General features: G+C 65.7%; 24 protein-coding genes. 4 read left to right on the forward strand and 20 right to left on the reverse strand.

The annotated features are described in order from the left end of the window. Positions 1-66 precede the first annotated feature (66 nt). Genes kdpC through ACIGJC_RS10295 form a run of 5 tightly spaced genes read right to left on the reverse strand, consistent with a single transcriptional unit; the run spans position 67 to position 5,036 of the window. Positions 67-693, reverse strand: a complete 627-nt coding sequence (gene kdpC, locus ACIGJC_RS10275) for a potassium-transporting ATPase subunit KdpC (RefSeq protein ID WP_483708672.1) — start codon at positions 691-693, stop codon at positions 67-69. 27 nt (positions 694-720) lie between these two features. Further along, positions 721-2,940, reverse strand: a complete 2,220-nt coding sequence (gene kdpB / locus ACIGJC_RS10280; protein WP_483708673.1) for a potassium-transporting ATPase subunit KdpB — start codon at positions 2,938-2,940, stop codon at positions 721-723. 19 nt (positions 2,941-2,959) lie between these two features. Next, the gene (gene kdpA / locus ACIGJC_RS10285) at positions 2,960-4,777 is read right to left on the reverse strand and encodes a potassium-transporting ATPase subunit KdpA (RefSeq protein WP_483708674.1); all 1,818 of its coding nucleotides are present in this window, start codon (positions 4,775-4,777) and stop codon (positions 2,960-2,962) included. Then, a complete protein-coding gene (gene kdpF, locus ACIGJC_RS10290) occupies positions 4,777-4,866 on the reverse strand; it encodes a K(+)-transporting ATPase subunit F (RefSeq protein WP_483708675.1) in 90 nt (29 codons plus the stop codon). The genes kdpA and kdpF overlap by 1 nt, the downstream gene beginning before the upstream one ends. After that, complete coding sequence (locus ACIGJC_RS10295; protein WP_483708676.1) at positions 4,866-5,036, reverse strand: hypothetical protein; 171 nt, start codon at positions 5,034-5,036, stop codon at positions 4,866-4,868. Before ACIGJC_RS10295 ends, kdpF begins: the two co-directional genes overlap by 1 nt. 525 nt (positions 5,037-5,561) lie before the next feature. Between ACIGJC_RS10295 and rpsU the strand changes: the two genes are divergently transcribed. From rpsU to ACIGJC_RS10315, 4 genes are all read left to right on the forward strand, one after another. After that, positions 5,562-5,774, forward strand: a complete 213-nt coding sequence (gene rpsU / locus ACIGJC_RS10300) for a 30S ribosomal protein S21 (RefSeq protein WP_211948988.1) — start codon at positions 5,562-5,564, stop codon at positions 5,772-5,774. Positions 5,775-5,953: 179 nt separating this feature from the next. Next, positions 5,954-6,865: a nodulation factor ABC transporter ATP-binding protein NodI gene (nodI, locus tag ACIGJC_RS10305; protein WP_483708677.1), complete on the forward strand. Its 912-nt coding sequence runs from the start codon at positions 5,954-5,956 to the stop codon at positions 6,863-6,865. Position 6,866: 1 nt separating this feature from the next. Beyond that, positions 6,867-7,727: an ABC transporter permease gene (locus ACIGJC_RS10310; RefSeq protein ID WP_483708678.1), complete on the forward strand. Its 861-nt coding sequence runs from the start codon at positions 6,867-6,869 to the stop codon at positions 7,725-7,727. A gap of 182 nt (positions 7,728-7,909) precedes the next feature. Continuing rightward, positions 7,910-8,068, forward strand: a complete 159-nt coding sequence (locus ACIGJC_RS10315) for a hypothetical protein (RefSeq protein ID WP_483708679.1) — start codon at positions 7,910-7,912, stop codon at positions 8,066-8,068. A 20-nt stretch (positions 8,069-8,088) separates the two neighbouring features. Here ACIGJC_RS10315 and ACIGJC_RS10320 read toward each other — a convergent pair whose 3' ends face one another. From ACIGJC_RS10320 to leuD, 15 genes are all read right to left on the reverse strand, one after another. After that, positions 8,089-9,294, reverse strand: a complete 1,206-nt coding sequence (locus ACIGJC_RS10320) for an O-succinylhomoserine sulfhydrylase (protein WP_483708680.1) — start codon at positions 9,292-9,294, stop codon at positions 8,089-8,091. A 311-nt stretch (positions 9,295-9,605) separates the two neighbouring features. Next, the gene (purF, locus tag ACIGJC_RS10325; RefSeq protein WP_483708681.1) at positions 9,606-11,132 is read right to left on the reverse strand and encodes an amidophosphoribosyltransferase; all 1,527 of its coding nucleotides are present in this window, start codon (positions 11,130-11,132) and stop codon (positions 9,606-9,608) included. A gap of 100 nt (positions 11,133-11,232) precedes the next feature. Further along, positions 11,233-11,730 carry a CvpA family protein gene (locus tag ACIGJC_RS10330; protein ID WP_483708682.1) on the reverse strand — a complete coding sequence of 166 codons (498 nt, stop codon included), beginning with the start codon at positions 11,728-11,730 and terminating at the stop codon, positions 11,233-11,235. 37 nt (positions 11,731-11,767) lie between these two features. Next, a complete protein-coding gene (locus ACIGJC_RS10335; protein ID WP_483708683.1) occupies positions 11,768-12,505 on the reverse strand; it encodes an SPOR domain-containing protein in 738 nt (245 codons plus the stop codon). Positions 12,506-12,616: 111 nt separating this feature from the next. Beyond that, complete coding sequence (folC, locus tag ACIGJC_RS10340; protein ID WP_483708684.1) at positions 12,617-13,927, reverse strand: bifunctional tetrahydrofolate synthase/dihydrofolate synthase; 1,311 nt, start codon at positions 13,925-13,927, stop codon at positions 12,617-12,619. Between the two features lie 135 nt (positions 13,928-14,062). Further along, a complete protein-coding gene (gene accD, locus ACIGJC_RS10345; RefSeq protein WP_483708685.1) occupies positions 14,063-14,935 on the reverse strand; it encodes an acetyl-CoA carboxylase, carboxyltransferase subunit beta in 873 nt (290 codons plus the stop codon). Positions 14,936-15,146: 211 nt separating this feature from the next. Beyond that, positions 15,147-15,944 (reverse strand): tryptophan synthase subunit alpha, encoded by a 798-nt coding sequence (gene trpA / locus ACIGJC_RS10350; protein WP_483708686.1) that lies wholly within the window; start codon positions 15,942-15,944, stop codon positions 15,147-15,149. Position 15,945: 1 nt separating this feature from the next. Continuing rightward, complete coding sequence (locus tag ACIGJC_RS10355; RefSeq protein ID WP_483708687.1) at positions 15,946-16,860, reverse strand: DNA-methyltransferase; 915 nt, start codon at positions 16,858-16,860, stop codon at positions 15,946-15,948. After that, a complete protein-coding gene (gene trpB, locus ACIGJC_RS10360) occupies positions 16,860-18,053 on the reverse strand; it encodes a tryptophan synthase subunit beta (protein ID WP_483708688.1) in 1,194 nt (397 codons plus the stop codon). Before trpB ends, ACIGJC_RS10355 begins: the two co-directional genes overlap by 1 nt. 114 nt (positions 18,054-18,167) lie before the next feature. After that, positions 18,168-18,869, reverse strand: coding sequence for a phosphoribosylanthranilate isomerase (locus ACIGJC_RS10365; RefSeq protein WP_483708689.1), 702 nt, complete (start codon positions 18,867-18,869; stop codon positions 18,168-18,170). Beyond that, positions 18,856-19,677, reverse strand: coding sequence for a tRNA pseudouridine(38-40) synthase TruA (gene truA, locus ACIGJC_RS10370; protein WP_483708690.1), 822 nt, complete (start codon positions 19,675-19,677; stop codon positions 18,856-18,858). The genes ACIGJC_RS10365 and truA overlap by 14 nt, the downstream gene beginning before the upstream one ends. 124 nt (positions 19,678-19,801) lie before the next feature. Further along, complete coding sequence (locus ACIGJC_RS10375; RefSeq protein WP_483708691.1) at positions 19,802-22,624, reverse strand: motility hub landmark protein FimV; 2,823 nt, start codon at positions 22,622-22,624, stop codon at positions 19,802-19,804. A gap of 281 nt (positions 22,625-22,905) precedes the next feature. After that, a complete protein-coding gene (asd, locus tag ACIGJC_RS10380; protein WP_483708692.1) occupies positions 22,906-24,042 on the reverse strand; it encodes an aspartate-semialdehyde dehydrogenase in 1,137 nt (378 codons plus the stop codon). Between the two features lie 322 nt (positions 24,043-24,364). Continuing rightward, positions 24,365-25,432 carry a 3-isopropylmalate dehydrogenase gene (gene leuB / locus ACIGJC_RS10385; protein ID WP_483708693.1) on the reverse strand — a complete coding sequence of 356 codons (1,068 nt, stop codon included), beginning with the start codon at positions 25,430-25,432 and terminating at the stop codon, positions 24,365-24,367. A 33-nt stretch (positions 25,433-25,465) separates the two neighbouring features. Then, a complete protein-coding gene (gene leuD, locus ACIGJC_RS10390; protein ID WP_483708694.1) occupies positions 25,466-26,116 on the reverse strand; it encodes a 3-isopropylmalate dehydratase small subunit in 651 nt (216 codons plus the stop codon). Positions 26,117-26,119 lie beyond the last annotated feature (3 nt).

Here is a 26,119-nt window from a genome sequence, read left to right on the forward strand (position 1 = left end):
TCCCGACGCAGGGCCGGGCACGGTCGGATTGTGCCACGCGCGCGAAAGCGCGCCCGCATTGCCGGCCTATTTTCCGGAGGCCGCATCCAGCGCCAGGTTCAGCTCGAGCACATTGACGCCGGGGTCACCCAGCACGGCCAGCAACGGCGACTCCGTGTTCGCACGGATCAATTCCCGCACCGCCTCCGGCGCCAATCCGCGCAGGCGCGCCACGCGCGATACCTGGTAATCGGCTGCCGCCAGGCTGATGTGCGGATCCAGTCCGCTGCCGGAGGCCGTGACAAGATCGGCCGGTACCGCCGCCTTGTTGTCCGGGTCCGCCGCGCGCAGGGCATCGATGCGTGCGCGCGCGGCATAGGTCAGGGCGGGGTTGGTCGGCCCGAAATTGGAACCGGCGGATGCCGCCGCGTTATAGGGCATGGGCGCCGTCGCCGACAGGCGGCCCCAGAAATACTTCGGGTCCGAAAAAGGTTGGCCGATCAGCGCCGAGCCGACGGCTTTGCCGTCCTTGACGATCAGCGAGCCGCCTGCCTGCTTCTGGAACACCACTTGCGATATTGCGGTGATCACGCTGGGGTACAGCAAACCCGTCAGCAGCGACAGCGCGATGAAGACGACCAGCGCCGGCCGCAGCAGCCCTCCTTGCTGCGGCTCGACTGGGGCTGGCTGCGTGGATTGCATGTGCGTATTCATGAATGCCTTCTCTATGCAAAGGTATGCTCAGACCCAGCCCAGCAGGGCCAGCACCATGTCGATCAGCTTGATCCCGGCAAAGGGCACCAGGATGCCGCCGAGACCATAGACCAGAAGGTTGCGACGCAGCAGCACCGCCGCGCCGAGCGGCCGGTAGGCCACGCCCCGGAGCGCCAGCGGTATCAGCGCCACGATGATCAGCGCGTTGAAGATCACGGCCGACATGATGGCCGACGACGGCGTGGTCAGTCCCATCACGTTCAGCAGGTTCAGCTGCGGGTAGGTGGTGACAAACGCGGCCGGGATGATGGCGAAGTACTTGGCCACGTCGTTGGCCACGCTGAACGTCGTGAGCGATCCGCGCGTCATCAGCATCTGCTTGCCGATCTCGACGATCTCGATCAGCTTGGTCGGGTTGCTGTCGAGGTCGACCATATTGCCGGCCTCTTTCGCCGCCTGCGTGCCGCTGTTCATCGCCACCGCGACATCGGCCTGGGCCAGCGCCGGCGCATCATTGGTGCCGTCACCGGTCATCGCCACGAGGCGGCCCTCGCCCTGGTACTGGCGAATCAGCTTGAGCTTGGCCTCTGGCGTCGCTTCGGCAAGGAAGTCATCGACACCGGCTTCGGCTGCGATGGTCGCCGCGGTCAGCCGGTTGTCGCCGGTGATCATCACGGTCTTGATGCCCATCTTGCGCAGCTCGGCGAAGCGCTCGCGGATACCGGTCTTGACGATGTCCTTGAGTTCCACCACGCCCAGCACACGTACGTTGCCGTCGGCTGCCTCTGCCACCACCAGAGGCGTGCTGCCCGCGCGGGCCACATCGTCTACTGCCTGCATCACAGCCTCGGGAAACTTGCCGGCGCGCTCGGTCACGAAACGGCGCACAGCATCAGCAGCGCCCTTGCGCACGATGCGCTCGCCGTCGCCATTGCGCAGGTCCACGCCGCTCATGCGCGTCTGCGCCGCGAACGGGATGAACACCGGCCGTAGCACTGCCATGTCGGGTGCGGCAACACCCTGCTGCTGGCGCGCGAGCGTCACGATGCTGCGCCCTTCCGGCGTCTCGTCGGCAAGCGAAGACAGCCATGCCGCCTGTGCCAGCGGCTCAGCCGCGATGCCCGGTGCGGGCAAGAAGCGCGAGGCCTGGCGATTGCCGTGGGTAATGGTGCCGGTCTTGTCGAGCAGCAGCACATCCACGTCGCCCGCGGCTTCCACCGCGCGGCCCGAGGTGGCAATGACGTTCGCCTCCATCATGCGGCTCATGCCGGCGACGCCGATGGCCGATAGCAGCCCGCCGATCGTCGTCGGGATCAGGCACACCAGCAATGCGACCAGCACGGTGATCGTCACCGGAAGGCCGGCCCTGGTAACCAGCACGCTGTAGAGCGAGAACGGCAGCAGCGTGGCGGTGGCCAGCAGCAGCACGATGGTCAGGCCCACCAGCAGGATCGTCAATGCCAGTTCATTGGGCGTCTTCTGCCGCTTGGCGCCCTCGACCATGCCGATCATGCGGTCGATGAAGCTTTCGCCCGGATTGGTGGTGATGCGTATCACGATCCAGTCCGACAGCACGCGCGTGCCGCCGGTCACCGACGAAAAATCGCCACCCGATTCGCGGATCACCGGCGCGGATTCGCCGGTAATGGCGCTCTCGTCCACCGACGCCACGCCCTCGATGACTTCGCCATCGCCGGGGATCATGTCTCCGGCCTGGGCCAGCACGATATCGCCGCGCCGCAAGGTGGTGGCCGCGCGCGTTTGCGTCGCGCCGCCCCGCTTGCCGTCCACCAGCACGCGCGCCACGGCGGTGGTCTTCAGTCCGCGCAGCGATTCGGCCTGCTGCTTGCTGCGGCCTTCCGCCAGCGCTTCGGCAAAGTTGGCGAACAGCACCGTGAACCAGAGCCAGACCGAGATGGCAAGGATAAAGCCGGCACTTTCCCCACCCGCCGCGGCAGGCGCGGCCAGCGACTTGAGGAACAGGATGGTTGTCAGGATGCTGGCCACGTACACCACGAACATCACCGGGTTGCGCAGTTGCTCGCGCGGCGACAGCTTCTTCAGTGCGGCCACCAGAGCCGGTCTGACCAGCTCGGGCGCGAACATGCCGCGCCGTGGAGGACGATGATGCTGGCCGGGCGCCTGGATGGCAACGCTCGCAGGCGTCATGGACGTTGCCGCCGATGCATGGGCGCTGGATGCGGCGCCGCCAGCCTTGCTCTGCGTCGCCATGGATTCTTGTTGCATGCGTTTCTCCGCAATACGCTTACTTGGCAATCGCCGTCACTGCGCCCTGCAGCTGCTCGGCAACGGGCCCCAGTGCCAGGGCCGGGACATAGGTCAGCGCGCCTACCATCAGCACCGAGCCGACCAGCAGCACCACGAACAGCGCGCCATGTGTAGGCATGGTGCCGGGCGTGACCGGCAGCCGCTTCTTCGCCGCCAGCGAGCCGGCCAGCGCGAGGACGGGGATGATGATCCAGAAGCGGCCGAACCACATCGCCGCGGCAAGCAGGGTGTTGTAGAACGGCGTGTTGGCGGACAGGCCGGCAAAGGCGCTGCCGTTGTTGTTGGCCGCAGAAGACAGTGCATAGAGGATCTCGCTGAAGCCGTGCGTGCCGGGGTTGAACACGCCCGCCCTGCCCGTCTCGGTCATCACTGCGATCGACGTGCCAAGCAGCACCAGCAGTGGCGTGACCAGGATCGCCACGGCGGCCATCTTCATCTCGTACGCCTCGATCTTCTTGCCCAGGTATTCCGGCGTGCGCCCGATCATCAGGCCGGCGATGAACACCGCCAGCACCGCGTACACGAGCATGCCGTAGAGGCCCGAGCCGACGCCGCCGAACACGACTTCGCCGAGCTGCATCAGCAGCATCGGTACCAGGCCGCCGATGGCGGTGAAGGAGTCATGCATCGCATTGACCGCGCCGCACGAAGCGGCAGTGGTGATGGTGGCGAACAGCGCCGACGCCGCCATGCCGAAGCGCGTTTCCTTGCCTTCCATGTTGCCGCCGGCCTGCAGTGCGGAAGCCGCGTGATCGATCGGTAGTCCGGCGAGGGCAGCGTTCAGGTGCAACTCGGACATCGAGGCCACACATGCCATGGCCACGAAGATCACCGTCATCGAAGCGAGCACCGCCACGCCCTGGCGCCGGTCCTTCACCATCTCGCCAAAGGTGAAACACAGCGCTGCCGGGATCAGGAAGATGGCCAGCATCTCGATCAGGTTGGCGAGTGCGTTCGGGTTCTCGTACGGGTGCGCCGAGTTCGCGTTGAAGAAGCCGCCACCGTTGGTGCCCAGCATCTTGATGGCTTCCTGTGAGGCTACCGGGCCCATGGCCAGAATCTGTTTGTCCGTCTTCAGGTCTTCCGTGAGCGGCTTGCCCTGTGTGTCGAGCACCGGCTGCCCGGCTGCATCGACCTTGGGCTGGCTGTACTCGACCGGCGTCACCAGGCTGACTTCCTTGTAGCCGTCGAAGTTCTGGATCACACCCTGGCTGACCAGCGCCAGCGCAATCACGGTCGCGATCGGCAGCAGCACGTACAGCGTGCTGCGCGTCATATCGACCCAGAAGTTGCCGATGGTCGCGCTGCGCTGGCGCGCAAAGCCGCGGATCAGCGCGAACACCACCGCGATGCCGGTCGCAGCGGAGACGAAGTTCTGCACCGTGAGCGCCAGCATCTGCGTCAGGTAGCTCATCGTCGACTCGCCCGCGTAGCCCTGCCAGTTGGTGTTGGCGACAAAGCTGATGGCGGTATTGAACGCCGAGTCGGGCGACACGGCGCCGAAGCCTTGCGGATTGAGCGGCAGGTAGCCCTGCAGCCGTTGCAGCGCGTAGACCGCGACCACCCCGAGCAGGTTGAACGCAAGCACGGCAATCGCGTACTGCTTCCAGCCCATCCCGGCATCGGCGCGGACGCCGGCGAGCCTGTAAAGCAAGCGTTCGAGCGGACGCCCCCAGGCGGTCAGCCTATACGCGCCGTCCTCCATCGCGCGCCGCATATAGCGGCCGAGGAATGGCGCGAAGGCGAACAGGATTGCCAGGTACAGGGCCAGCAGGCCCAGGAATTCGGTTGACATCAGAATTTCTCCGGGCGGAACAGCGCGATCAGGAGGTAGATGAAAATCAGCGCGGCCACTGCGCCGCTCAACAGATCGGCCCAATCCATCACAGCCCCCTGCCGGCAGCGCTTTGGTTGCCGGGCGCGGCATCGTTGTGCAGTCCATCATGCCCGGCGGCGGCTTTCGCCTCATTGGCGCCCAAGGCGGCGCACAGCCATAGCAATGCCGCGCTGGCGGCAGCCAATACGATCAAGGCGATGAGGAAGAACCCGTCCATGACAATCGATCCAGGAGTGACTGACACCGGGAAGCTTATGGATCGGCACCTAAAAACGGGGTAGAAAGACCGGAAGCCGATATAAAGAACCTATAAAGACGCAGGACGGCCGAGAATTCCCGCCGCGGCATAACCTGGTGTAAATTCACGGCCTTGGCTGGCACCGCCCTGAAGTCGGCATCACGGCTCCGGGGGCGATTCACGGGCCACATTACTGGTAACGCGTAGCGCGCGATGCCTCCGAATCACGGCACGTTCTTGACATTTGCGTCGTATACGTGCCATAGTTACGGGCGTATAGCTTTTTACGGAAACCGGTACTGCCAGGCTCCCGATGCATAAGGAACCCGGCGCTATCACCCCTGACACTGGTTGCACGGACTCACCGGTCCACATCTTTCAGGTTCGCGGGGGTGCATACAGGGCAGTGTCTGCCCCGTGTGCAATACCAGCCGCCCCGGCGGCCGCAGTTTCCCCTCGTTTGAACCAGCCGCTTGCGCGGCAGCCATCCCCTAAAGGACTGAATTGACCAAGATCGTCTTGAAACCCGGTGAGCCGGTTGAAGTTGCAATGCGTCGCTTCCGCCGCTCCATTCTGCAGACTGGCCTGATCGTCGAGCTGAAGAGCCGCACCGCCTACGAAAAGCCCACGACCGAGCGCAAGCGTAAGAAAAAGGCTGCCGAAGCGCGCCTGCGCAAGCGCCTGCGCATGCAGATGCTGCCGAAGAAGATGTACTGATTCGGTTCGCACCATAAAAAAACCGCCAGCATGCTGGCGGTTTTTTTATGTACGCACGTTTCACGCCACCACGCTGAAGCACCCCCGGGGCATAGTGCAGCGCAGCACCGGTCATGCGTGGCGATGACCGGCATAATGGCGGATATTGCGCCCGCCGGCGCGCCAACCGTCTTCCTGCCTTGACTGCCATCCTGGAGTTGCGCAAGGTGCGCAAGCAATACGGCGATACGGTCGTCGTCAACGACTTGGACCTGCAGGTGCATCGCGGCCAGTGCTTCGGGCTGCTCGGGCCCAACGGTGCCGGCAAGACCACGACGCTACGGCTGCTGCTGGGCCTGACCACACCGGCAGGCGGCTCGCTGACGCTCTGCGGCGAACCGATTCCCGAGCGCGCACCGCAGGCGCGCATGCGCGTGGGCGTGGTGCCGCAGTTCGACAACCTCGACCCGGATTTCTCGGTCATCGAGAACCTGCGCATTTTCGGCCGTTACTTTGGCCTGCCCTCGGCCGTGATCGCGCAGCGCGTACCTGCCCTGCTCGAATTCGCGCGACTGGAGAACCGTGCCAATGCCCAGGTGCGCGACCTGTCCGGCGGCATGCGCCGGCGCCTGACGGTGGCCCGCGCGCTGATCAACGACCCCGACCTGCTGATCATGGACGAGCCCACCACGGGGCTCGACCCGCAGGCCCGGCACCTGATCTGGGAGCGGCTGAAATCGCTGATGGCCAGCGGCAAGACCATCCTGCTGACCACGCACTTCATGGAAGAGGCCGAGCGCCTGTGCAACTACCTGTGCGTGATCGACGGCGGCCGCAAGATTGCCGAAGGCAAGCCGCACGAGTTGATCGACAGCCAGATCGGGTGCGACGTGGTCGAAGTCTATGGCGATGAGCTCGACACGCTGCGCGGCAGCCTGACACCGCTGGCCGAGCGCACCGAAATGAGCGGCGAGACGCTCTTCTGCTACGTGCGCGAGCCCGCCCCGCTGCTGGCCGCCCTGCACGGCCAGAGCGGCGTACGCTACCTGCACCGGCCGGCCAACCTCGAGGACGTGTTCCTCAAGCTGACCGGCCGCGAGATGAGGGACTGACATGAGCGAACAGGATCCGCGCCAGGAAGCGGCCACCGCAGAGGTCGGCCACGCCCGCCAGGGCACCGAACCGCGGCAGCACTATCGGCAGCCGGTGCTGCCCCGCAACCTGCGCAACTGGATGATGGTCTGGTACCGCAACTACATGGTGTGGAAGAAGCTGGCACTGCCATCGATGATCGGCAACCTGGCCGACCCGATGATCTACCTGTTCGGCCTGGGGATCGGGCTTGGCCTGCTGGTCGGGCAGGTGCATGGGGTTCCGTATATTGCCTTTCTCGCGGCTGGCACCACGGCATCGAGCGTGATGATGTCGGCCAGCTTCGAGTCCATGTATTCGGCTTTCTCGCGCATGCACGTGCAGCGCACGTGGGAAGCGATCATGCATGCGCCGCTGACCCTCGGCGACGTGGTGCTCGGAGAGATCCTGTGGGCAGCCAGCAAGGCCGTTCTGTCGGGGCTCGCCATCATGCTGGTGGCGGGAGCGTTGGGATATGCGCACATGCCGGGAGCGCTGCTCGCGCTGCCGGTGATCGTGCTGGCGGGCATCACGTTCGCCAGCCTGGCGATGATCGTGACGGCGCTGGCCCCCGGCTATGACTTCTTCATGTTCTACCAGACGCTGGTCATCACCCCGATGCTGCTGCTCTCGGGTGTCTTCTTTCCGCTTGAACAGTTGCCGGAGGGCGCACGCGCGGCCACCAATGTCCTGCCCCTCGCGCATGCGGTGGCGCTGATCCGGCCGCTGATGCTCGCACGTCCGGTCGACAACGCCGGACTGCATATCGCGGTGCTGGCCGCTTACGCCATTGTCGCGCTGGTGCTTTCGCTGGTACTGTTGCGGCGCCGCTTGCTGCGCTGAGATGCGCCAGCGGCCGGTTGCCCGGGCCCGATGACCCGGCGCTTATCCATATGCCCGCCGGGCCGCCCTGCATGCCGTTTTCGTTTTCCGGTTCTCCCCGCCCTTTACATCTGGCCGTCTGCGTCACCGGCGCCGTATTGGCTGGCGTCACGCTTGCGGGATGCAGCGTCGTTGGGGCAACCGTGGCCGTTGGCAGCGCAGCCGTATCGACCGTGGCGACCGTAGGCTCTGCCGCCGTCAGCGTTGCTTCGACGGCGGTCGGAGCAACCTATGACGTGACCAAAGCCGGCGTCAAGGCCGTGGCCGGCAGCGATAGCGAGACACCGGCCCAGGTGCCCTGAGCCGGCACCACGCAGTCCTCTTACTCGCCCAGTCCGCGCAGCAGGTCGGCCTTCAGGTCGGCCACCGACTCCAGCCCCACCGCCAGTCGAATCAGCCCTTCGCCGACGCCCGCAGCCGCCTTGGCTTCGGGCGTGACGCGCGCATGCGTGGTCGTGTACGGATGCGTGATCGTGGTACGCGTGTCGCCGAGGTTGCCGGTGATCGAGCACAGCCGCGTGTTGTCGATCACGCGCCAGGCATTCGCGCGCTGCTGCTCGGGCGTGGCGCCTTTCAGTTCGAACGACACGATAGCGCCACCGCCGCTCTGCTGGCGCATGGCGATCTCGTGCTGCGGATGCGACTTGAGCGCGGGGTGGAACACGCGCGCCACGGCAGGATGCGATTCCAGGAACTCTGCCAGCGCGAGCGCGTTGAGGGAATGCCGCTCCATTCGGATGGCCAGCGTTTCCATGCCTTTGAGCAGCACCCAGGCGTTGAAAGCGGACAGCGTCGGGCCGGCGGTGCGCACGAACGGGAATACCTTGCCCATGATGAAGTCGCGCGTGCCGACCACCGCGCCGCCCAGCACGCGGCCTTGTCCGTCGATATGCTTGGTGGCCGAATGCACCACGATATCCGCGCCGAACTTGATCGGCTGCTGCAGCGCCGGCGAACAGAAGCAGTTGTCGACGACGAGCTGCGCGCCGGCATCGTGGGCGATCTCGGCCACGGCGGCGATGTCGGCCACTTCGGTGAGCGGATTCGACGGGGTTTCCAGGAAGAACATCTTCGTGGTCGGCCGCACCGCCGCGCGCCATGCGTTCAGATCCGCCGGATCGACGAAGGTGGTCTCGATGCCGAACTTCGCGAAGATATTCCCGAACATCGTCATGGTCGAGCCGAAGATCGCGCGCGAGCTCACCAGGTGATCGCCCGCCTGCATCAGCGACATCACCACCGAGAGGATAGCGCTCATGCCCGAGGCAGTCGCCATGCAGGACTCCGCGCCCTCCAGCGCCGCCAGGCGCGACTGGAACATCGACACCGTCGGGTTGGTGAAGCGCGAATAGGTGAAGCCCTCTTCCGAGTTGGCGAAGCGTTCCGCGGCTTCGGCGGCGCTGTTGAAGCAGAAGCTCGAGGTCAGGTACATCGCCTCGGAGTGCTCCATGTATTCGCTGCGCAGCGTGCCGGCGCGCACGCCGAGGGTATCGATGCCAAGCGATTCAGGATTGAGCGGTTCGTTCATGCTGATGGCGCGGTCGTACCCGCGTGAATGCAGTGGTTCCAACAAACCGGCGGCAAAGCAGCCGGCCATGAAAAAAGCCCGTGCGATCGGGTGGTCGGATCGACGGGCTTGCGTGTTCTGCGGATACCTTGGGATTGACTCGGGATTGCGCGGCTACAGCCGCTTGTTTCCCTTCTGACGGCAATCCTCTGACGGCTATCTCTTTAGCTGTTTCGGGCAGGACCCGCGTCCGCAAGCTGACCTTCAAATCGACGCCCGGCCATGTTACGGCCGGGCCTCGCATTCGTCAACGCACGCGGGGCCGGCGCGGCTTACTCGTTGCCGCCCGAACGCTGCAGGTGCAGTTGCGAGCGCTCCATGTCGCCGGTGCCTTCGCGGTCGGCCTGGCTGCGCGCGGTTTCCAGGCGTTCCAGGTAGGCTTCGTCGATGTCGCCGGTGATATAGCGGCCGTCGAAGCACGAAGCGTCGAAGTCCTTGAGCGCAGGGTTGATGTCGCGTACGGCCTGCTTCATCGCCTCCACGTCCTGGTACACGAGCTTGTCGGCGCCGATGATCTTCGCGATCTCTTCGTGCGTGCGGCCATGGGCCACCAGCTCGCTGCGCGTCGGCATGTCGATGCCGTACACGTTCGGGTACTTCACCGGCGGCGCGGCCGAGGCAAAGATCACCTTGTTGGCGCCCGCGTCGCGCGCCATCTGCACGATTTCGAACGAAGTGGTACCGCGCACGATCGAGTCATCGACGATCAGCACGTTCTTGCCCTTGAACTCCACGCCCATGGCGTTGAGCTTCTGGCGCACCGACTTCTTGCGCACCGCCTGGCCCGGCATGATGAACGTGCGGCCCACGTAGCGGTTCTTGAAAAAGCCTTCGCGGTAGCCGACGCCCAGCCGGTTGGCCACCTGCATGGCGGCCGGGCGGCTGGAATCGGGAATCGGCATGACCACGTCGATGTCGCCGGCCGAGACTTCCTGGCGGATCTTCTCGGCCAGGTAATCGCCCATGCGCAGGCGTGCGTCATAGACGGGAACGCCGTCGATGCAGGAATCCGGGCGCGCCAGGTAGACGTATTCGAAGATACACGGCGTCAGCACGGGATTGTCCGCGCACTGCTTGCTGTGCAGCTTGCCGTCGAGGTCGATGAAGATGGCTTCACCGGGCGCCACATCGCGCTCCAGGCGGTAGCCGATGCCTTCCAGCGCCACCGACTCGGACGCCACCATCCACTCCTTGCCGCTCGGCGTGTCCACGCTGCCCAGGCACAGCGGGCGGATGCCGAATGGGTCGCGCACGGCCAGCATGCCGTAGCCCGCGATCTGCGCGGCAATGGCGTACGAGCCCTTCACACGGCGGTGCATACCGGCAACGGCTGTGAAGATGGTCTCGGGTTCCAGCGCCATGCCATGGCTGGCACGTTGCAGCTCGTCGGCCAGCACGTTCAGCAGCACCTCGGTGTCCGAGTGCGTGTTGATGTGGCGGCGATCGCGGCGGAACATCTCTTCGCGCAGCTGCTGCCAGTTGGTCAGGTTGCCGTTGTGCGACAGGATGATGCCGTACGGCGCGTTGACGTAGAAGGGCTGCGCCTCTTCTTCGCTCGATGCCGAGCCCGCGGTCGGGTAGCGGACCTGGCCGATACCAGCCGTGCCGGGCAAGCCGCGCATATTGCGCGTGCGGAACACGTCGCGCACGAGGCCGTTGGCCTTGTGCATGTGGAAGGTACTGCCGTTGGCGGTGGCGATGCCGGCAGCATCCTGTCCGCGGTGTTGCAACAACAGCAGGCTGTCGTAAATCAATTGGTTGACAGGCGAGGTGGAGACCACGCCGACGATACCGCACATGCCAAGCTCCCAGGGAAAGGCTTTGATTCAGGGGCGCAGCCTTGTCCTTAGGACACGGCTTGCGTTTCGTACCGGCCAGGCATGGGTGCCAGGCCTAATGTCATGTCTTGACGTACTTCGCCAGCTCCGGTGGCAGCCATGGCTTCAGCGATTCCATGGCCTGCATCACATAAGGGCGGCTCACCGCGTCGCGCCAGAATTCCTCTTCCGGCAATTTCGTCAGGCCGGCCAGCGTGACCAGCAGCATCACCAGCAGCGCGCCGCGCAGCAGCCCGAACACCAGCCCGAGCCCGCGATCCGCCGGCTTCAGCCCGGTGCTCTCCAGCAACTGGCCGATCACCGTGCCCGCCAGCGCCGCGCCGATCACGGTGCCGATCAGCAAGGTGATAAAGCCGAGCGCATGGCGCGCGATTTCGCCGCCGGGCAGCGACTCGGGCATCCAGCCCGCGGCCACGCCGCCAAAGCGATAGGCCACCCAGAATGCCACGACCCAGCCGATCAGCGACAGCACCTCGCGGACCAGTCCGCGCAGCACGCCGATCAGGCCGGAAGCAAGCAGGGTGAAGACGACTGCGTAGTCGAAGAAAGTCGGCTGCATCGTTGCTGGCGGCCGCGCCACGCGCGGCCACACGGGCTTACTGTTCCACCACCTTCGACGTCAGGCCGACCGCGCGCACGCGCTTGTCGGCGGCATCGGCGGCATCCCGGTCATTGAAGGGGCCCGCGCGCAGCAGGATTCGCTCGCCATCGGCCAGCACTTTCTTTTCCACATACGCCGGCACCTTGCTCGCCTTGAGCTTGGCCAGCCAGTTCTTCGCCCGCTCTTCCGAAGAGAAGGCGCCAATCAGGATCAGGTACTTGCCGCTGCCTTGCGGCTTGGCCTCGGCGGTCTTGGCTTCGGCGGGCTTGGCGTCCGCACGGGCAGCAGGCTTTTCCGCCGCCGCGGCAGGCTTTGCAGGCGTGCTTACGAGCTCCTCGCCGGCATCGAGCGCTTCGGCGCCTTCGCCGCGGGCCTGCTGGGATTGCGGGGCCGGCGGCAGCGGCTCGGCCTTGCGGGCTTCGACCTTCGGCTTCTGCGCGGCCTGGCCGCCCGAGACCTTTACCGACACATCGTCGGAGACCGGGCGCGGCTTGGTTTCGAAGATGATGGGCAGCACGATGACGGCGGCCACCACCAGCACCACGGCGCCGATCAGACGGCGGCGTGCGCGCTGCTTCTGCGGGAACTCGGGATCCAGCGTGTCATCGGCATATTCCTCCGCCAGCCGGCGCGACGAGGCGATGCCTGCACCAGGATCGGTGCGCTGGCGACGCGCACGCTCGGGTGCCGGGTCGTTGCCCTTGCGGGAAGAAAACAGCGAAAGCAGGCCCATAGATTGGTTCGGTGCGGCGGCCGTCCGTGTTGAGTCGGTGTCGACCGCTGGTTTGTCGCTCGATTGCCGCACGACCGTTGCGCTGCAACGATCGTACCGGCGGCGGTACCGCTAGTTTGCCTGCGTGGCGCGGTAAGCCATCACGCCGGCAACGGTATAGAACGATCCGAAGACCAGAATTCTATCATTCTCGGTCGCTCTCTCGATGGCATCCCTGTAAGCCGCCTCGGGGCTGGAAAAGCAGGCCGCCGTGGCGTCCGGCCCCGCCTGGAAACCGCCCTCTTCAAGCTTCAGCAGCAAATCGGCGGCGGTAGCGGCACGCTCGGTCGGCAGGTCGCACAGGCACCAGTGGTCGACCTTGTCGGCAACCTGGCTCAGCACCCCCGCGAGATCCTTGTCCTGCATGGCGCCGAACACCGCGTAGGTATAGCGGAAGAAGCCCATGTTCTCCATGTTCTGCCCCAGCGTGGCCGCCGCATGCGGGTTATGCGCCACGTCGAGGATCACTGCCGGCCGCCCGGGCAGGACCTGGAAGCGCCCCGGCAGTTCGACGAAGGCCAGGCCATTGCGGACTTCCTGCGCGCTGACGGGCAGCTGCGGACGCATGGCCTGCAGCGCAGCCAGCGCCGCCGACGCATTCAGCAGCTGGTTGGCGCCGCGCAGCGCGGGATAGCCGAGGCCGTTGAGCTTGCGCTCGCGCCCGCTCCAGTCCCACTGCTGGCGTTCCTGGCCCTTGGCGGCCTGGTGCCGGAAATCGCGCCCGACCAGCCACAGGTCGGCGCCGATCGCCTCGGCGTGGTCCACCAGCGATTGCGGCGGCACCGGGTCGCCGCAGATCGCCGGCACGCCAGGACGGAAGATGCCGGCCTTCTCGAAGCCGATCTTCTCGCGCGTGTCGCCGAGGTATTGCGTGTGATCGATATCGACGCTGGTGATGACCGCGCAGTCCGTGTCGATCACGTTGACGGCGTCGAGCCGGCCCCCCAGCCCCACTTCCAGCACCATGGCATCGAGCCCGGCCGCCGCAAACATATGGATGATGGCGAGCGTGGTGAACTCGAAGTACGTCAGGCTCACCGGATCGGCAAAGCTCGTGCGGGCGCGTTCCACCGCTTCGAAGTGCGGCAGCAGTTGCGCGTCCGTGGCGAACTCGCCATTGATGCGGGCGCGCTCATTGAACGACACCAGGTGCGGCGACGTATGGCAGCCCACCTTGTAGCCCGCCTCCAGCAGGATGCGCTCCAGCATGGCGCAGGTTGAGCCCTTGCCGTTGGTGCCGCCAACCGTGAACACCACGGCATCGATGCGCAGGCCCAGCGCTTCCTTGACGCGCGTGATGCGGGTCAGGCCCATGTCGATGCCCACGGGATGGGCAGTTTCGAGATGGGCGAGCCATTCGGGAAGGGTGTGGAAGACAGGCATGAGGGGGGTGAAGAGGCTTTGCTACTAGATTTGGCCAGCCGGCCTGAAAGTCAAGTTCGCTGTTGCGCGGTGGCGCCAGCAAAAGCAAAAGGCGCGTCAACCGCCCGCGCCCTTGCCTGGTCCACCGATGCGCTTTTACGCGACCGCGTCCGCGGGCTGCTTCTGCAGCAGCGCAAGCAGTTGCGCCAGCTCGGCGCGCATCTTGCGGCGGTCGACGATCATGTCGATGGCGCCCTTCTGCACCAGGAACTCCGAACGCTGGAAGCCTTCCGGCAGCTTTTCGCGCACGGTCTGCTCGATCACGCGCGGGCCGGCAAAGCCGATCAGCGCCTTGGGCTCGGCGATCACCACGTCGCCCAGGAACGCGAAGCTCGCGGACACGCCGCCCATGGTCGGGTCGGTGAGCACGCTGATGAACGGCAGCTTCGACGCGGACAGCTGGTTCAGCATGGCCGTGGTCTTGGCCATCTGCAGCAGCGACAGCAGGCTTTCCTGCATGCGCGCACCGCCCGTGGCGGTAAAGCAGATGAACGGCACCTTCTGCTCCAGCGCCGCCTGGGCACCGCGCACGAAGCGCTCGCCGACCACGGAGCCCATCGAGCCGCCCATGAATTCGAACTCGAAGCAGCTTGCCACCACCGGAATGGTGTGGATGGCACCGCCCATCACGACCATGGCATCGGTCTCGCCGGTGTCATCCATGGCCGCCTTGATGCGGTCGGGGTACTTCTTGCTGTCCTTGAACTTGAGGGCATCCACCGGCACGATTTCCTGGCCGATCTCATAACGGCCTTCGGCATCGAGCAGCGCATCCAGGCGCGCACGCGCGCTGATCCGCATATGATGGTCGCACTTCGGGCAGACGTGCAGGTTGGCCTCGACGTCGGTCCGGTACAGGGTGGACTCGCACGACGGGCACTTGACCCACAGCCCCTCGGGAATGCCCTTGCGGGTACGGGGGTCGGTCTGTTGAATCTTTGGGGGCAGGAGTTTATCCAACCAGCTCATGAAAGCTCCTTTCGGATGACTGCCGTTCACCGTGCGCGACGGCATGACGATTGCATGACGAACATTACGCATCGGCCCGGCGATAGCCAGGGCAACGACAGGGAATCAACCCGGGAATTTACCATGCCGACAAGGATCAGCCGAAGCAGAACGCGCATCAGGCGCACGCTTCGGCACTTTTTAGCAGTCCTTAAGCCGGCAATGGATCACTTCAGGCGTCCATGGCCTGGCGAATCCCGGCAATGAACGAGCGCAGCGACTCGACCGCCTGGGCTCGCGGTGCGTCTTCGAGCAGCTGCACAAGCCGGCTGCCGATCACCACGGCGTCGGACACGCCGCTGATGGCGCGCGCGGTTTCCGCATCGCGGATGCCGAAACCCACGCCGACCGGCAGGTTGACGTGCTTCTTGATCAGCGGCATGCGCGCCGCCACGCTGTCCAGGTCGAGCGTTGCAGAGCCGGTCACGCCCTTGAGCGAGACATAGTAGACATAGCCGCTCGCCACCTTGCCCACGGCCGCGATGCGGTCGTCGGTGGAGGTCGGTGCGAGCAGGAAGATCGGGTCGATGCCGTTGTCGCGCATCAGCGCGGCGAAGGACTCGCACTCCTCGGGCGGGTAGTCGACCACCAGCACGCCATCCACGCCCGCGTCGCGCGCGGCACCGGCAAAGGCGGCTTCGCCCATGCGCTCGATCGGATTGGCATAGCCCATCAGCACGACCGGCGTGTCGGCATTGGTCTGGCGGAATTCACGCACCCACTGCAGCACCTGCGTGAGCGACACGCCACTGGCCAGTGCGCGCTCGGAAGCACGCTGGATCACCGGGCCATCGGCCATCGGATCGGAAAACGGCACGCCGAGCTCGATCACGTCGGCGCCGCCGGCAACGAGCGCGTGCATCAGGGCCACGGTCAGGCCCGGTTCCGGGTCGCCAGCGGTGATGAACGGAATCAGGCCCTTCTTGTTCTGCGCGGCCAGCGCCGCGAATGTCTTCTGGATGCGGGACATATCAGGGAATCAGGTGAGGCCGCTGCGCCGACGAATCCTCGTCATTGGCAGCCGCCGATGTTGGGTTGCGGTCCGCCTCGGACCTGGCCAGTTGCACGGCCGCTGCCACGCGTCCGCGAGCCACCTCGACATACTCGGGATTGATCTCGAAGCCCGCGAAGCGCCGCCCGTGGCGCAGGCACGCCACGGCGGTCGTGCCGCTGCCGGCGAACGGATCCAGCACCAGGCCGCCCGGCGGACAGCTCGACAGCACCATGCGCTCGACAATCTCCAGCGGCTTCTGCGTGGGATGGTTGGCGCGTTCCGGGTCTTGCCGGTGGATGCGCGAGATGCTCCACAGGTCCTTGGGGTTGTAGCCCATCTCGAGCCACTTCTTGCCTTCGAAACGCGGGCGGCTGCGCGCCTTCTTGGTCTCCGGGTCATACGGGATGCGCACCGGGTCCAGGTCGAAGTAGTAGTCGCGCGCCTTGGCGAAAAAGCCAATGTTGTCGTGCACCGACGAGTACTTGCGCGTGGTGCCGCCCATGCTCGGCACACGGCGGTCCCAGATGATCTCGTTGATCATGGTCAGGCGGCGCTTGAGCATGACAAACAACTCGGGCGAGTACTGCCAGGTGCAGAACAGGTACAGCGTGCCCTTGGGCGACAGCTTGGGGCAGACGGCATCCATCCAGCGCTCGGACCACTCCAGGTAGGCCTGGCCGGAGAGCAGGTCGGAGTCATTGCCGTAGTCCTTGCCCAGCCCGTAGGGCGGATCGGCGACGATGAGGTCGACCGAACCATCCGGCAGGCGCGCAATGCCCTCGAACATGTCTTCCTGGAACAGCTGCAGCGCGGGCGCGTCCGCCGCGCCGGGCAGGTCCGAAGCCCCGCCCAGGGCCAGTTCCGAAGGTGCGGAAGGTGGCAGCGCGCGCATCAGAGCTTGAGCCCCGAACGTTCGGCCACGGTATGCATGTCCTTGTCGCCGCGGCCGGACAGGTTCACCAGCAACAACTTGTCCTTGGGCAGCGTTGGCGCCAGCTTGCATGCATAGGCAATGGCGTGGCTCGATTCCAGCGCCGGGATGATGCCCTCGATGCGGCAGCAGTCGTGGAAAGCCTTGAGGGCCTCTTCATCGGTGATCGGCACGTACTGCGCGCGGCCGATGTCCTTGAGCCAGGCATGCTCGGGTCCGACGCCCGGATAGTCGAGGCCAGCCGACACCGAATGCGTCTCGATGATCTGGCCGTTCTCGTCCTGCAGCAGGTAGGTGCGATTGCCGTGCAGCACGCCGGGCGTGCCGCCGGTCAGCGAGGCCGCATGTCGGCCGGTATCCAGGCCATCGCCTGCTGCTTCCACGCCGATCAGCTGCACGTCCTTGTGCTCGATATACGGGTAGAAGATGCCCATCGCATTGGAGCCGCCGCCCACGCAGGCGATCACGGCATCCGGCTGGCGGCCGGTCATTTCGGGCATCTGCACCTTGGCTTCCTCGCCGATCACGCACTGGAAATCGCGCACCATCATCGGGTAGGGGTGCGGGCCGGCGACAGTGCCGATGATGTAGAAGGTGCTCTCGACGTTGGTCACCCAGTCGCGCATGGCTTCGTTGAGCGCGTCCTTGAGCGTGCGCGAGCCGCTTTCCACCGGCACCACGGTGGCGCCCAGCAGCTTCATGCGATAGACGTTGGCGGCCTGGCGCTTGACGTCCTCCGAGCCCATATAGACCACGCATTCCATGCCGAAACGCGCGGCAATGGTGGCCGTGGCCACGCCGTGCTGGCCGGCGCCGGTCTCGGCGATCACGCGCTTCTTGCCCATGCGCTTCGCAAGCAGCGCCTGGCCGATCACGTTGTTGATCTTGTGGGCGCCGGTGTGGTTCAGGTCTTCGCGCTTGAGATAGACCTGGGCGCCGCCGAGCAGCTCGCTCCAGCGCTGCGCGTGGTAGATCGGCGACGGGCGGCCGACAAAGTGCTTCAGTTCACGACGGAATTCGGCATCGAACTCCGGATCTTTCTGGTAGTGGGCATAGGCCTCGCGCAGTTCATCGAGCGCGTGGACCAGCGTCTCGGAGACGAAGGTGCCGCCATAAGGGCCGAAATGGCCACGGGAATCGGGCAGGTCGTACATGTCTGGACTCTTCAGGTCAGCGGCCTTGCCTCGGGGCAAGGGGCGCAAATTTGACGGTGATGCGGGTGGCGCGGCCAGCGGACGCCGGGCAAAGCGGCGATCTTGCGACTCGCCTCATCCGGCCTCGGCACTGCGGACAGCGCGCACGAACGCGGCAATGCGGGCGTGGTCTTTCACGCCCTTGGCGGCCTCGACGCCGCTGCTGACATCCACAGCGTAGGGCCGCACGCGTTCAATCGCGCCAGCGACGTTTTGCGCGTTCAACCCACCACTCAAAACGATGCGAGGAGCGCCGCTTGCGTTCGGGTTGCGGGTGGACGGATGGGACGGATGGTTGGAAGCGAGCCATGCCGGAGGAATCAGGGTCCAGTCGAAGACGTGGCCGCCGCCGCCATAGCCCTCGACGAAGGCATCCAGCAGCAGGCCAGCGGCATCACGGTATTGATCGGCGAATTCTATCAAATCGAGACCGGGCCGCACACGCGCCGCGCGCAGAAAAGGCAGGCGGCAGCGCTGCGCAATCTGCGAGCAGTCCTGCGGGCTCTCGTCACCGTGGAACTGAAGCAGCGTCAGCGGCACACGCTCGGCCACGTGGGCCACTTCTTCCATGTCGGCATTGACAAACAGGCCCACCACCGAGACGAACGGCCCGGCGGCTTCGGCGAGCTGGGCGGCGCGCGCCAGGTCGACGTAGCGCGGGCTGGGCGGATAGAACACCAGCCCGATGGCATCGGCGCCGGCATCGACCGCGGCCCGCACGTCTTCCTCGCGCGTCAGGCCGCAGATCTTGATGCGGGTGCGCTCAGGCTGCGTCATGGGGAAACACTCCGTGGAACAGGCTGGCGGACGAGTCGGCCGCCGGAATCTGGAAAGCCTCAGGATACTTCACGTCCGCGAGGTACAAGCCGTCGGGCATGAACGTCGGTGCGGCAAGCTTGCGATCGCGCCCGTTCAGCACCTCGCCCAGCCAGTGCGCCGGGTAACGCCCCCGCCCCACCGCCACCAGGCAACCCATCAGGTTGCGCACCATGTGGTGCAGGAAGGCACTGGCGCGAAACCGCACGAAGGTCCAGTTGCCGTCCGCCTTCAGCGTCACGTCGTACATGGTCTTGACCGGCGATTTGGCCTGGCACTCGGCGGCGCGGAACGACGAAAAATCATGCTCGCCCAGCAGGCACCGGGAAGCCTCGCGCATGGCATCCACATCCAGCCGCTGGCCCGGCGGCAGCATCAGATACCCGGCGCGCCCATGCGCGAGCGGCACGCGGTGCGGCCCGGTGTAGAGCGCGTAGTAGTACATGCGCTCGAATGCGAGAAAGCGAGCGTGAAAGTCCTCACTGACCGGAAGCGCCCACTGCAGCGCAATCGAAGGCGGCAGGAAGGCATTGACGCCACGCACCCACGAGAACCTTTCACGGTTCAGCGTGGTATCGAGGTGGATCACCTGGCCCAGCGCATGCACGCCGGCATCGGTGCGGCCCGCCACGGTGGTCAGCAGGCGCACGCCGGCGAAGCGCTCGATGGCGTCCTCGAGGTGGTCCTGCACGGTATTGCGATGGGGCTGCGACTGCCAGCCGGAAAAGGCTGCACCGTCGTAGTGGAGGCCGATGGCGATGCGGTTCATGGCGCGGAAGACTGGCCCGCCAATCGAGGGGGCCGACAAAAACAAATGCGCCGGAAGGGACGCTTCCGGCGCATCGCTTCGGGCCGCGGCAAGCATGCCGCCTGCCCGGACCGTCGATGATAACTCAGGCGACCTCGAGCAGCAGCGAGCGCGCCTCGGCTTGCAGGTCGTCCTGCGACTGCTCCACGACTTCCTGCAGCAGTTCGCGCGCGCCTTCCTTGTCGCCGATTTCGATGTAGGCGCGGGCCAGGTCGAGCTTGATCTGCATATCGCGCCCGCCATCAATGCCGTCCGTCGACAGCGTGCTCGGCGAGACGCCCGGCGTGGTGTCCGCGCCGCTGTCGCTCATGCCAATGGCGGCCAGATCGATCGGCTCGGGCAGCTTGCCGTCACGGATCATGGTCGGGGACGGCAGCGGCGTAGCGGCCTCGGCGTCGCTGCGCGCTTCGGCCGTGGATCCGGCACTAAGGTCGAGCGAGATGCCCGACATGTCGAAATCCAATCCGCGCGAGCGCGTCGGCGTGTCCAGGCGCGGCACGTCCGCCAGGGCGTCGTCACCGGTAACCGGCAGCGTCAGGTCCAGGCCATCGTCGAATTTCCCAGCCGGTTCAAGCGACTCGTCCGCGTGAATGGCGGTATCGCCAAACACCAGTGCGGCCGATTCCGGCGCCACGATCGGGTCGCCGGCCGCCGGTGCCGGGAAGGCATCGAGCGGCAGGGCCAAGTCCGCCAGCGAGGCTTCGCGCGGCGCCGCGGCAGGGTTCTGCGACGGATCCTGCGTGCGCCACTGATCGCCCGGCGCGGTGGCCGTTTCTGGACCACCACTGGTATCCGGCGTCACCGACAGGAACAACGCATTGCCCGCATCGAGTGCGCGCCCCATTTCCGCGGCCTTGAGCCATTCCGCGCCTTGTCCACCGGTCTGGGCGAACATCTCTTCTGCAATCACGCGGAAACCTTCCACATCCTGACGATTACTGTAAATCTCCAGGAGCTTGAGCCTGATCGGCTGCTGCTCCGGATCCTTCTCGAGCGCTTCGCGCAGGATCTCTTCTGCCTGCACATCGCGCCCGTAGGCGATATAGACTTCCGCCTCGGCGATCGGGTCGACCTCGCTGGCCTCCGGCATGTTGTTGCCGATACGGAAATCGGCACCGAACACGCTGTGCTGCGAGGTGTCCACGCTCTGGCCACCGGCGGCGCCAAACAGCGAATTGGCGCCGGCCATCACGGTGCTTTCCTGCGACAGGATGCTGTCACCGAAGGCGCCGCTATCGGCCGTCTTCTGCTGCTGGCGGCGGCGATAGATTGCATAGCCGCCCAGCAGCGCGACCAGCAGGCCGCCGCCCGGCAACAGCATCGGGTTGGCCAGCAGGCCGTCGAGGAACGACGGCTCCGGAGCGGGCTGTGCCTGCACCACGACCGGCGGACGCCTGACGGCCGGGGCCGACGCCGGGGCAGCGGCCTGCGCAGCGCTGGCCGCCGCGGCCGGCGCCGAGGCGGCCGCCGTTGCAGTGGCCGCCGCCGCGGCCGGAGCTGCCGCCGCACTGGCGGTCGCCTGTGCCGCGGTTGCGGCCGGCGTGGCTGGCGTGGCTTCGGCCGGCGCATCCGCCTTCGGCGGCTCGGCTGCGACCACGTTCGGCGCCTTGGCTTCCGTCTTCGCGGCCTTGTCCGCCGCCTTCTCGGCCTTGTCCTTGTCGGCCAATGCTGCCTGGTTGGCCTGTGTCAGCTTGGCGATCTCGCTGTTCTTCAGCTCGATCAGCTTCTGCATGTCGCCGACGTTCTTTTCGAGCTGTGCCAGACGGCTCTCGGCTTCCTTCAACTGCCGCTCGCGCGCGACGCTGGCTTCGGCCTGCGCCGCGGCACTGGCCGCGCCCGAGCGCTCGGCCTTGCTCAGCTTGAGTTCGTTCTGCGGGCCCGCGGCCGGCACGGCCTGGTCCTGCACGCGTGCGGTGACGTTGCCAGACTGCTGGCGACCGCTGTCCGGCTCGACCGACTTGGCCGCGGCGGCACCCGCCAGGCGGCTCCGGTAGGCGTCAAAGCCTTGCGTGCGCGCAACCACCTCGCGGCGGGCAGCCTTGGGCGCCACCGACTGTGCCTGCTGGCGCGAAGGCACCTGCAGCACGGTGCCGGATTTCAGGCGGTTGATGTTGCCGCCGATAAAGGCATTCGGATTGTTTCGGTAGAGCGCGACCAGCATCTGGTCCAGCGACACGCCCTCCTGATCCATCAGGGCATCGCCGGCGATCGACGACAGCGTGTCGCCGCGCTTGACCGTGTACGCACCGCCTGCCGCTGCGTCGGCGCCAGCCTGTGCTGGCTGGGCGCGGTGCGTGGCAGCTTGCCTCGCGGGCTTGGCCACCGGGACCGGAGCCGGAGCAGCCGGCTGCGTGCCCTGCGCGACGGCGGGCTGCGGCGGTGCCGACACCGGTGCGGCGGCCGGCGACGCGTCCGGCGTGGCGGCCTGCACGACCGTCGCGGGCGAGAAACTCTGGTTGGAAGGCTTGGCCCCGGCGGGGTCAAGCAGGAATGTATAGGCCCGCGACACCTTGCCGCTGGACCAGCTCATGTCGACCAGGATGTCGACGAATGGCTCGCTGATCGGCTGGCTGGACCGGACCTTGGCCACGTAGCTGCCATTGGCGCGGCGCTCGATGTCAAGCCGCAGGCTGCTCACTGCCGGCACATAGGTCAGCCCCGCGCGGGCATATGCCGCCGGAGGGGCCAGCTTGATGCTGAGCCCTGCTGCCTCTTCTGCACTCACCCCGCTGATGTCGATCTCGGCCTGCAGCGGCTGACCCAGATTCGACTGAACCCGCAATTGCCCGAACCCCGCGGCATAGGCAGCCGGCTGCGCAAGCAGCAGGCCGATAGCCGTAACGGCCAGCGTTGACCAGCGCTGACGGACGGTTGGCGCATCTTTCCGGCGATGTTGGCTCACACTCACCTTGTGCTCCGTTATGGTTTTAGTAGCGATAGAAACCCGACCCCAAAGCATTCGCTCCGGCTAGCGGGCATTCTTGTGCGCCCGTCGCCAGATTGCGCGCAGTGCCGACACGAAGGCCGGCACGCAGGCGCATGCCGACGTATTGTGACCCATCCCCCGGGGAAATAGGCGTTCAGATGTAACAACGCCGCGCAGGGGCGCGGCGTCACAGGCTGATCCGGGGTTTCTGTTGCCTGGCCGCAACGATAGCCGCCAGGTCCCGAAAGGTCGGTTCCGGAGGATCAGGACTCGATCAAAATGCGCAGCATACGGCGCAGCGGTTCGGCCGCGCCCCACAGCAGCTGGTCGCCCACGGTGAAGGCGGACAGGTACTCACCACCCATCTGCATCTTGCGCAGGCGGCCGACCGGAATGGTCAGCGTGCCGGTCACGGCAGCGGGGGTCAGGTCCGTCATGCTGGCTTCACGCGTGTTCGGCACCACCTTGGCCCACTGGTTGGCCTCGGCGAGCATGCTTTCGATCTCGTCCAGCGGCACATCCTTGCGCAGCTTGATGGTCAGCGCCTGCGAATGGCAGCGCATGGCGCCGATGCGCACGCACAGCCCGTCCACGGCGATCGGCGTAGCGCCGGTCGCGCCCAGGAACCCTTCGCCGCGGCCCAGAATCTTGTTGGTCTCGGCGCCGCCCTTCCATTCTTCCTTCGACTGGCCGTTGCCCAGGTCCTTGTCGATCCAGGGAATCAGGTTGCCGGCCAGCGGCACGCCGAACTGCTTGGTTTCCTCGGCGGACAGGCCGTGCTGCGTCGCCAGGATCTGGCGGTCGATTTCCAGGATGGCCGACGCCGGATTGTCCAGCAGCGGCCTGACCGAAGCGTTGAGCGTGCCGAACTGCGTCAGCAGCTCGCGCATATGCTGCGCGCCGCCGCCCGAGGCTGCCTGGTAGGTCATCGACGTCATCCATTCGACCATGTCGGCCTGGAACAGGCCACCCAGGCCGATCAGCATGCAACTGACCGTGCAGTTGCCGCCGATGAAATTCTTCACGCCCTTGGACAGCGCATCCTTGATCACACCCTGGTTCACCGGATCCAGCACGATGATGGCATCGTCCTTCATGCGCAGCGACGAAGCCGCGTCGATCCAGTAGCCCTTCCACCCAGCCGCGCGCAGCTTCGGGAAGACTTCATTGGTGTAGTCGCCGCCCTGGGCGGTCAGCACCACGTCGCACTTCTTCAGTGCCTCGATGTCGTTGGCATCCTTGAGCGTGGTTTCGTTCTTGGCCATGGCGGGCGCCTTGCCGCCGGCATTGGACGTGCTGAAGAAGACGGGCTCGATATGGTCGAAATCACGCTCTTCCTGCATGCGCTGCATCAGGACGCTGCCGACCATTCCCCGCCAACCGACGAGACCTACAATCATGATTTACCTCGGATGTGATTTTTACTTCCCCGCCATTTTCCTCGCCCGGCGTGGCTGCGCGGGGAAGACGGGCAGGCACGACGAACGGATCTAGGCGATCGCGGTTTTAATAATAGTTTTAATCGTCGTTGCGGTCTGGCCGAGCGAAATCGTGCCGACCGGGCCGCGGGTAGCGGTCAGGGCAGCAACAGCAGTCAGGGTGGACTGGGAAAATCGGGCCATCCACAGAGTCTACACGATTTTGCGGCGCTGCCGCAGCGTGGGAAATCAGGACAAATAAAAGAAAAGGCGCTGCAATGCAGCGCCTTTCCCGGATTGTGACTTACAGAGCGGCCAGTACGGCTTCGCCCATTTCACGCGTGCCGACCTGCTTGCAGCCCGGCGTCAGGATGTCGCCGGTGCGATAGCCCTGCGCCAGCACCTTCTTGACGGCGTTCTCGATGCGATCGGCCTGCTCGGCCTTGTTCAGCGAGTAGCGCAGCATCATCGCGGCCGACAGGATGGTGGCCAGCGGATTGGCCACGCCCTTGCCGGCGATGTCCGGCGCCGAGCCGTGCGACGGCTCGTACAGGCCCTTGTTGTTCGCATCGAGCGATGCCGACGGCAGCATGCCGATCGAACCGGTCAGCATGGCAGCCTCGTCCGACAGGATGTCGCCGAACATGTTGCCGGTCACGATCACGTCGAAGCTCTTGGGCGCCTTGATCAGCTGCATGGCGGCGTTGTCGACATACATGTGCGACAGCTCGACGTCCGGATATTCCTTGCTGACGTCGATCACGATGTCCTTCCAGAACTGGAAGGTCTCGAGCACGTTGGCCTTGTCCACGCTGCAGAGCTTCTTGCCGCGCTTGGCCGCGGCCTGGAACGCGACGTGCGCGATGCGGCGGATTTCCGGCTCGCTGTAGCGCATGGTGTCGAAGCCTTCGCGCGCGCCCTTGAACAGGCCGTCCGGCGCCTCGCGAACACCGCGCGGCTGGCCGAAATAGATGTCGCCGTTCAGTTCGCGAACGATCAGGATGTCGAGGCCCGCCACCAGTTCCGGCTTCAGGCTCGATGCGCCCGTCAGTTCGGGGTAGCAGATGGCCGGGCGGAAGTTGGCGAACAGCTGCAGGTGCTTGCGCAGGCCCAGGATGGCCTGCTCCGGGCGCAGCGCGCGCTCCAGGCTGTCGTACTTCCAGTCGCCCACGGCGCCGAACAGGATGGCGTCGGCTTCCTGGGCGAGCTTCAGCGTGTTTTCCGGCAGCGGATGGCCTTCGGCCTCGTAGCCGGCGCCGCCCACCGGGGCAGTTTCCATCTCGAACTTCTCGTCGAGGGCGTTCAGGACCTTGACGGCCTCGGCAACGATTTCCGGACCGATGCCGTCACCCGGCAGGACTGCGATCTTCATGCTGTTTTCCTCGTTTGATTTTTGCTGCCGCGCTCAGCCGACCAGGCGGTTGTTCAGCCACGGCATCCTTGCCACGCGCTCGGCTTCATACGCCTTGATCTTCTCGGCATGACGCAGCGTCAGGCCGATGTCGTCGAAGCCGTTCAGCATGCAGTACTTGCGGAACGGGGCGATGTCGAAGCTGTAGGCATCGCCGCCCGGCGTGATCACGGCCTGCTTGTCCAGGTCGATGGTCAGTTTGTAGCCGTTGAAGGCGTTGGTCTCGTTGATCAGGTGGTCGACCTGCAACTCGCTCAGCACCACCGGCAGCAGGCCGTTCTTGTAGCAATTGTTGAAGAAGATATCGGCAAAGCTCGGCGCGATCACGGCGCGGAAGCCGTATTGCGTCAGCGCCCACGGTGCGTGTTCACGCGAGCTGCCGCAGCCGAAGTTGCGGCGCGCGAGCAGGATCGACGCGCCCTGGTAGCGCGGCTGGTTCAGCACGAAGTCCGGGTTCAGGGGACGCTTGCTGTTGTCCATGCCAGGCTCGCCGACGTCCTTGTAGCGCCACTCGTCGAACAGGTTCGGGCCGAAGCCGGTACGCTGGATCGACTTCAGGAACTGCTTCGGGATGATAGCGTCGGTATCGACGTTTTCGCGGTCGAGCGGAGCCACGAGGCCGCTGTGTACGGTGAACTTGTCCATGTC

The organism is Cupriavidus sp. C3SS-1 (genome assembly GCF_057073755.1).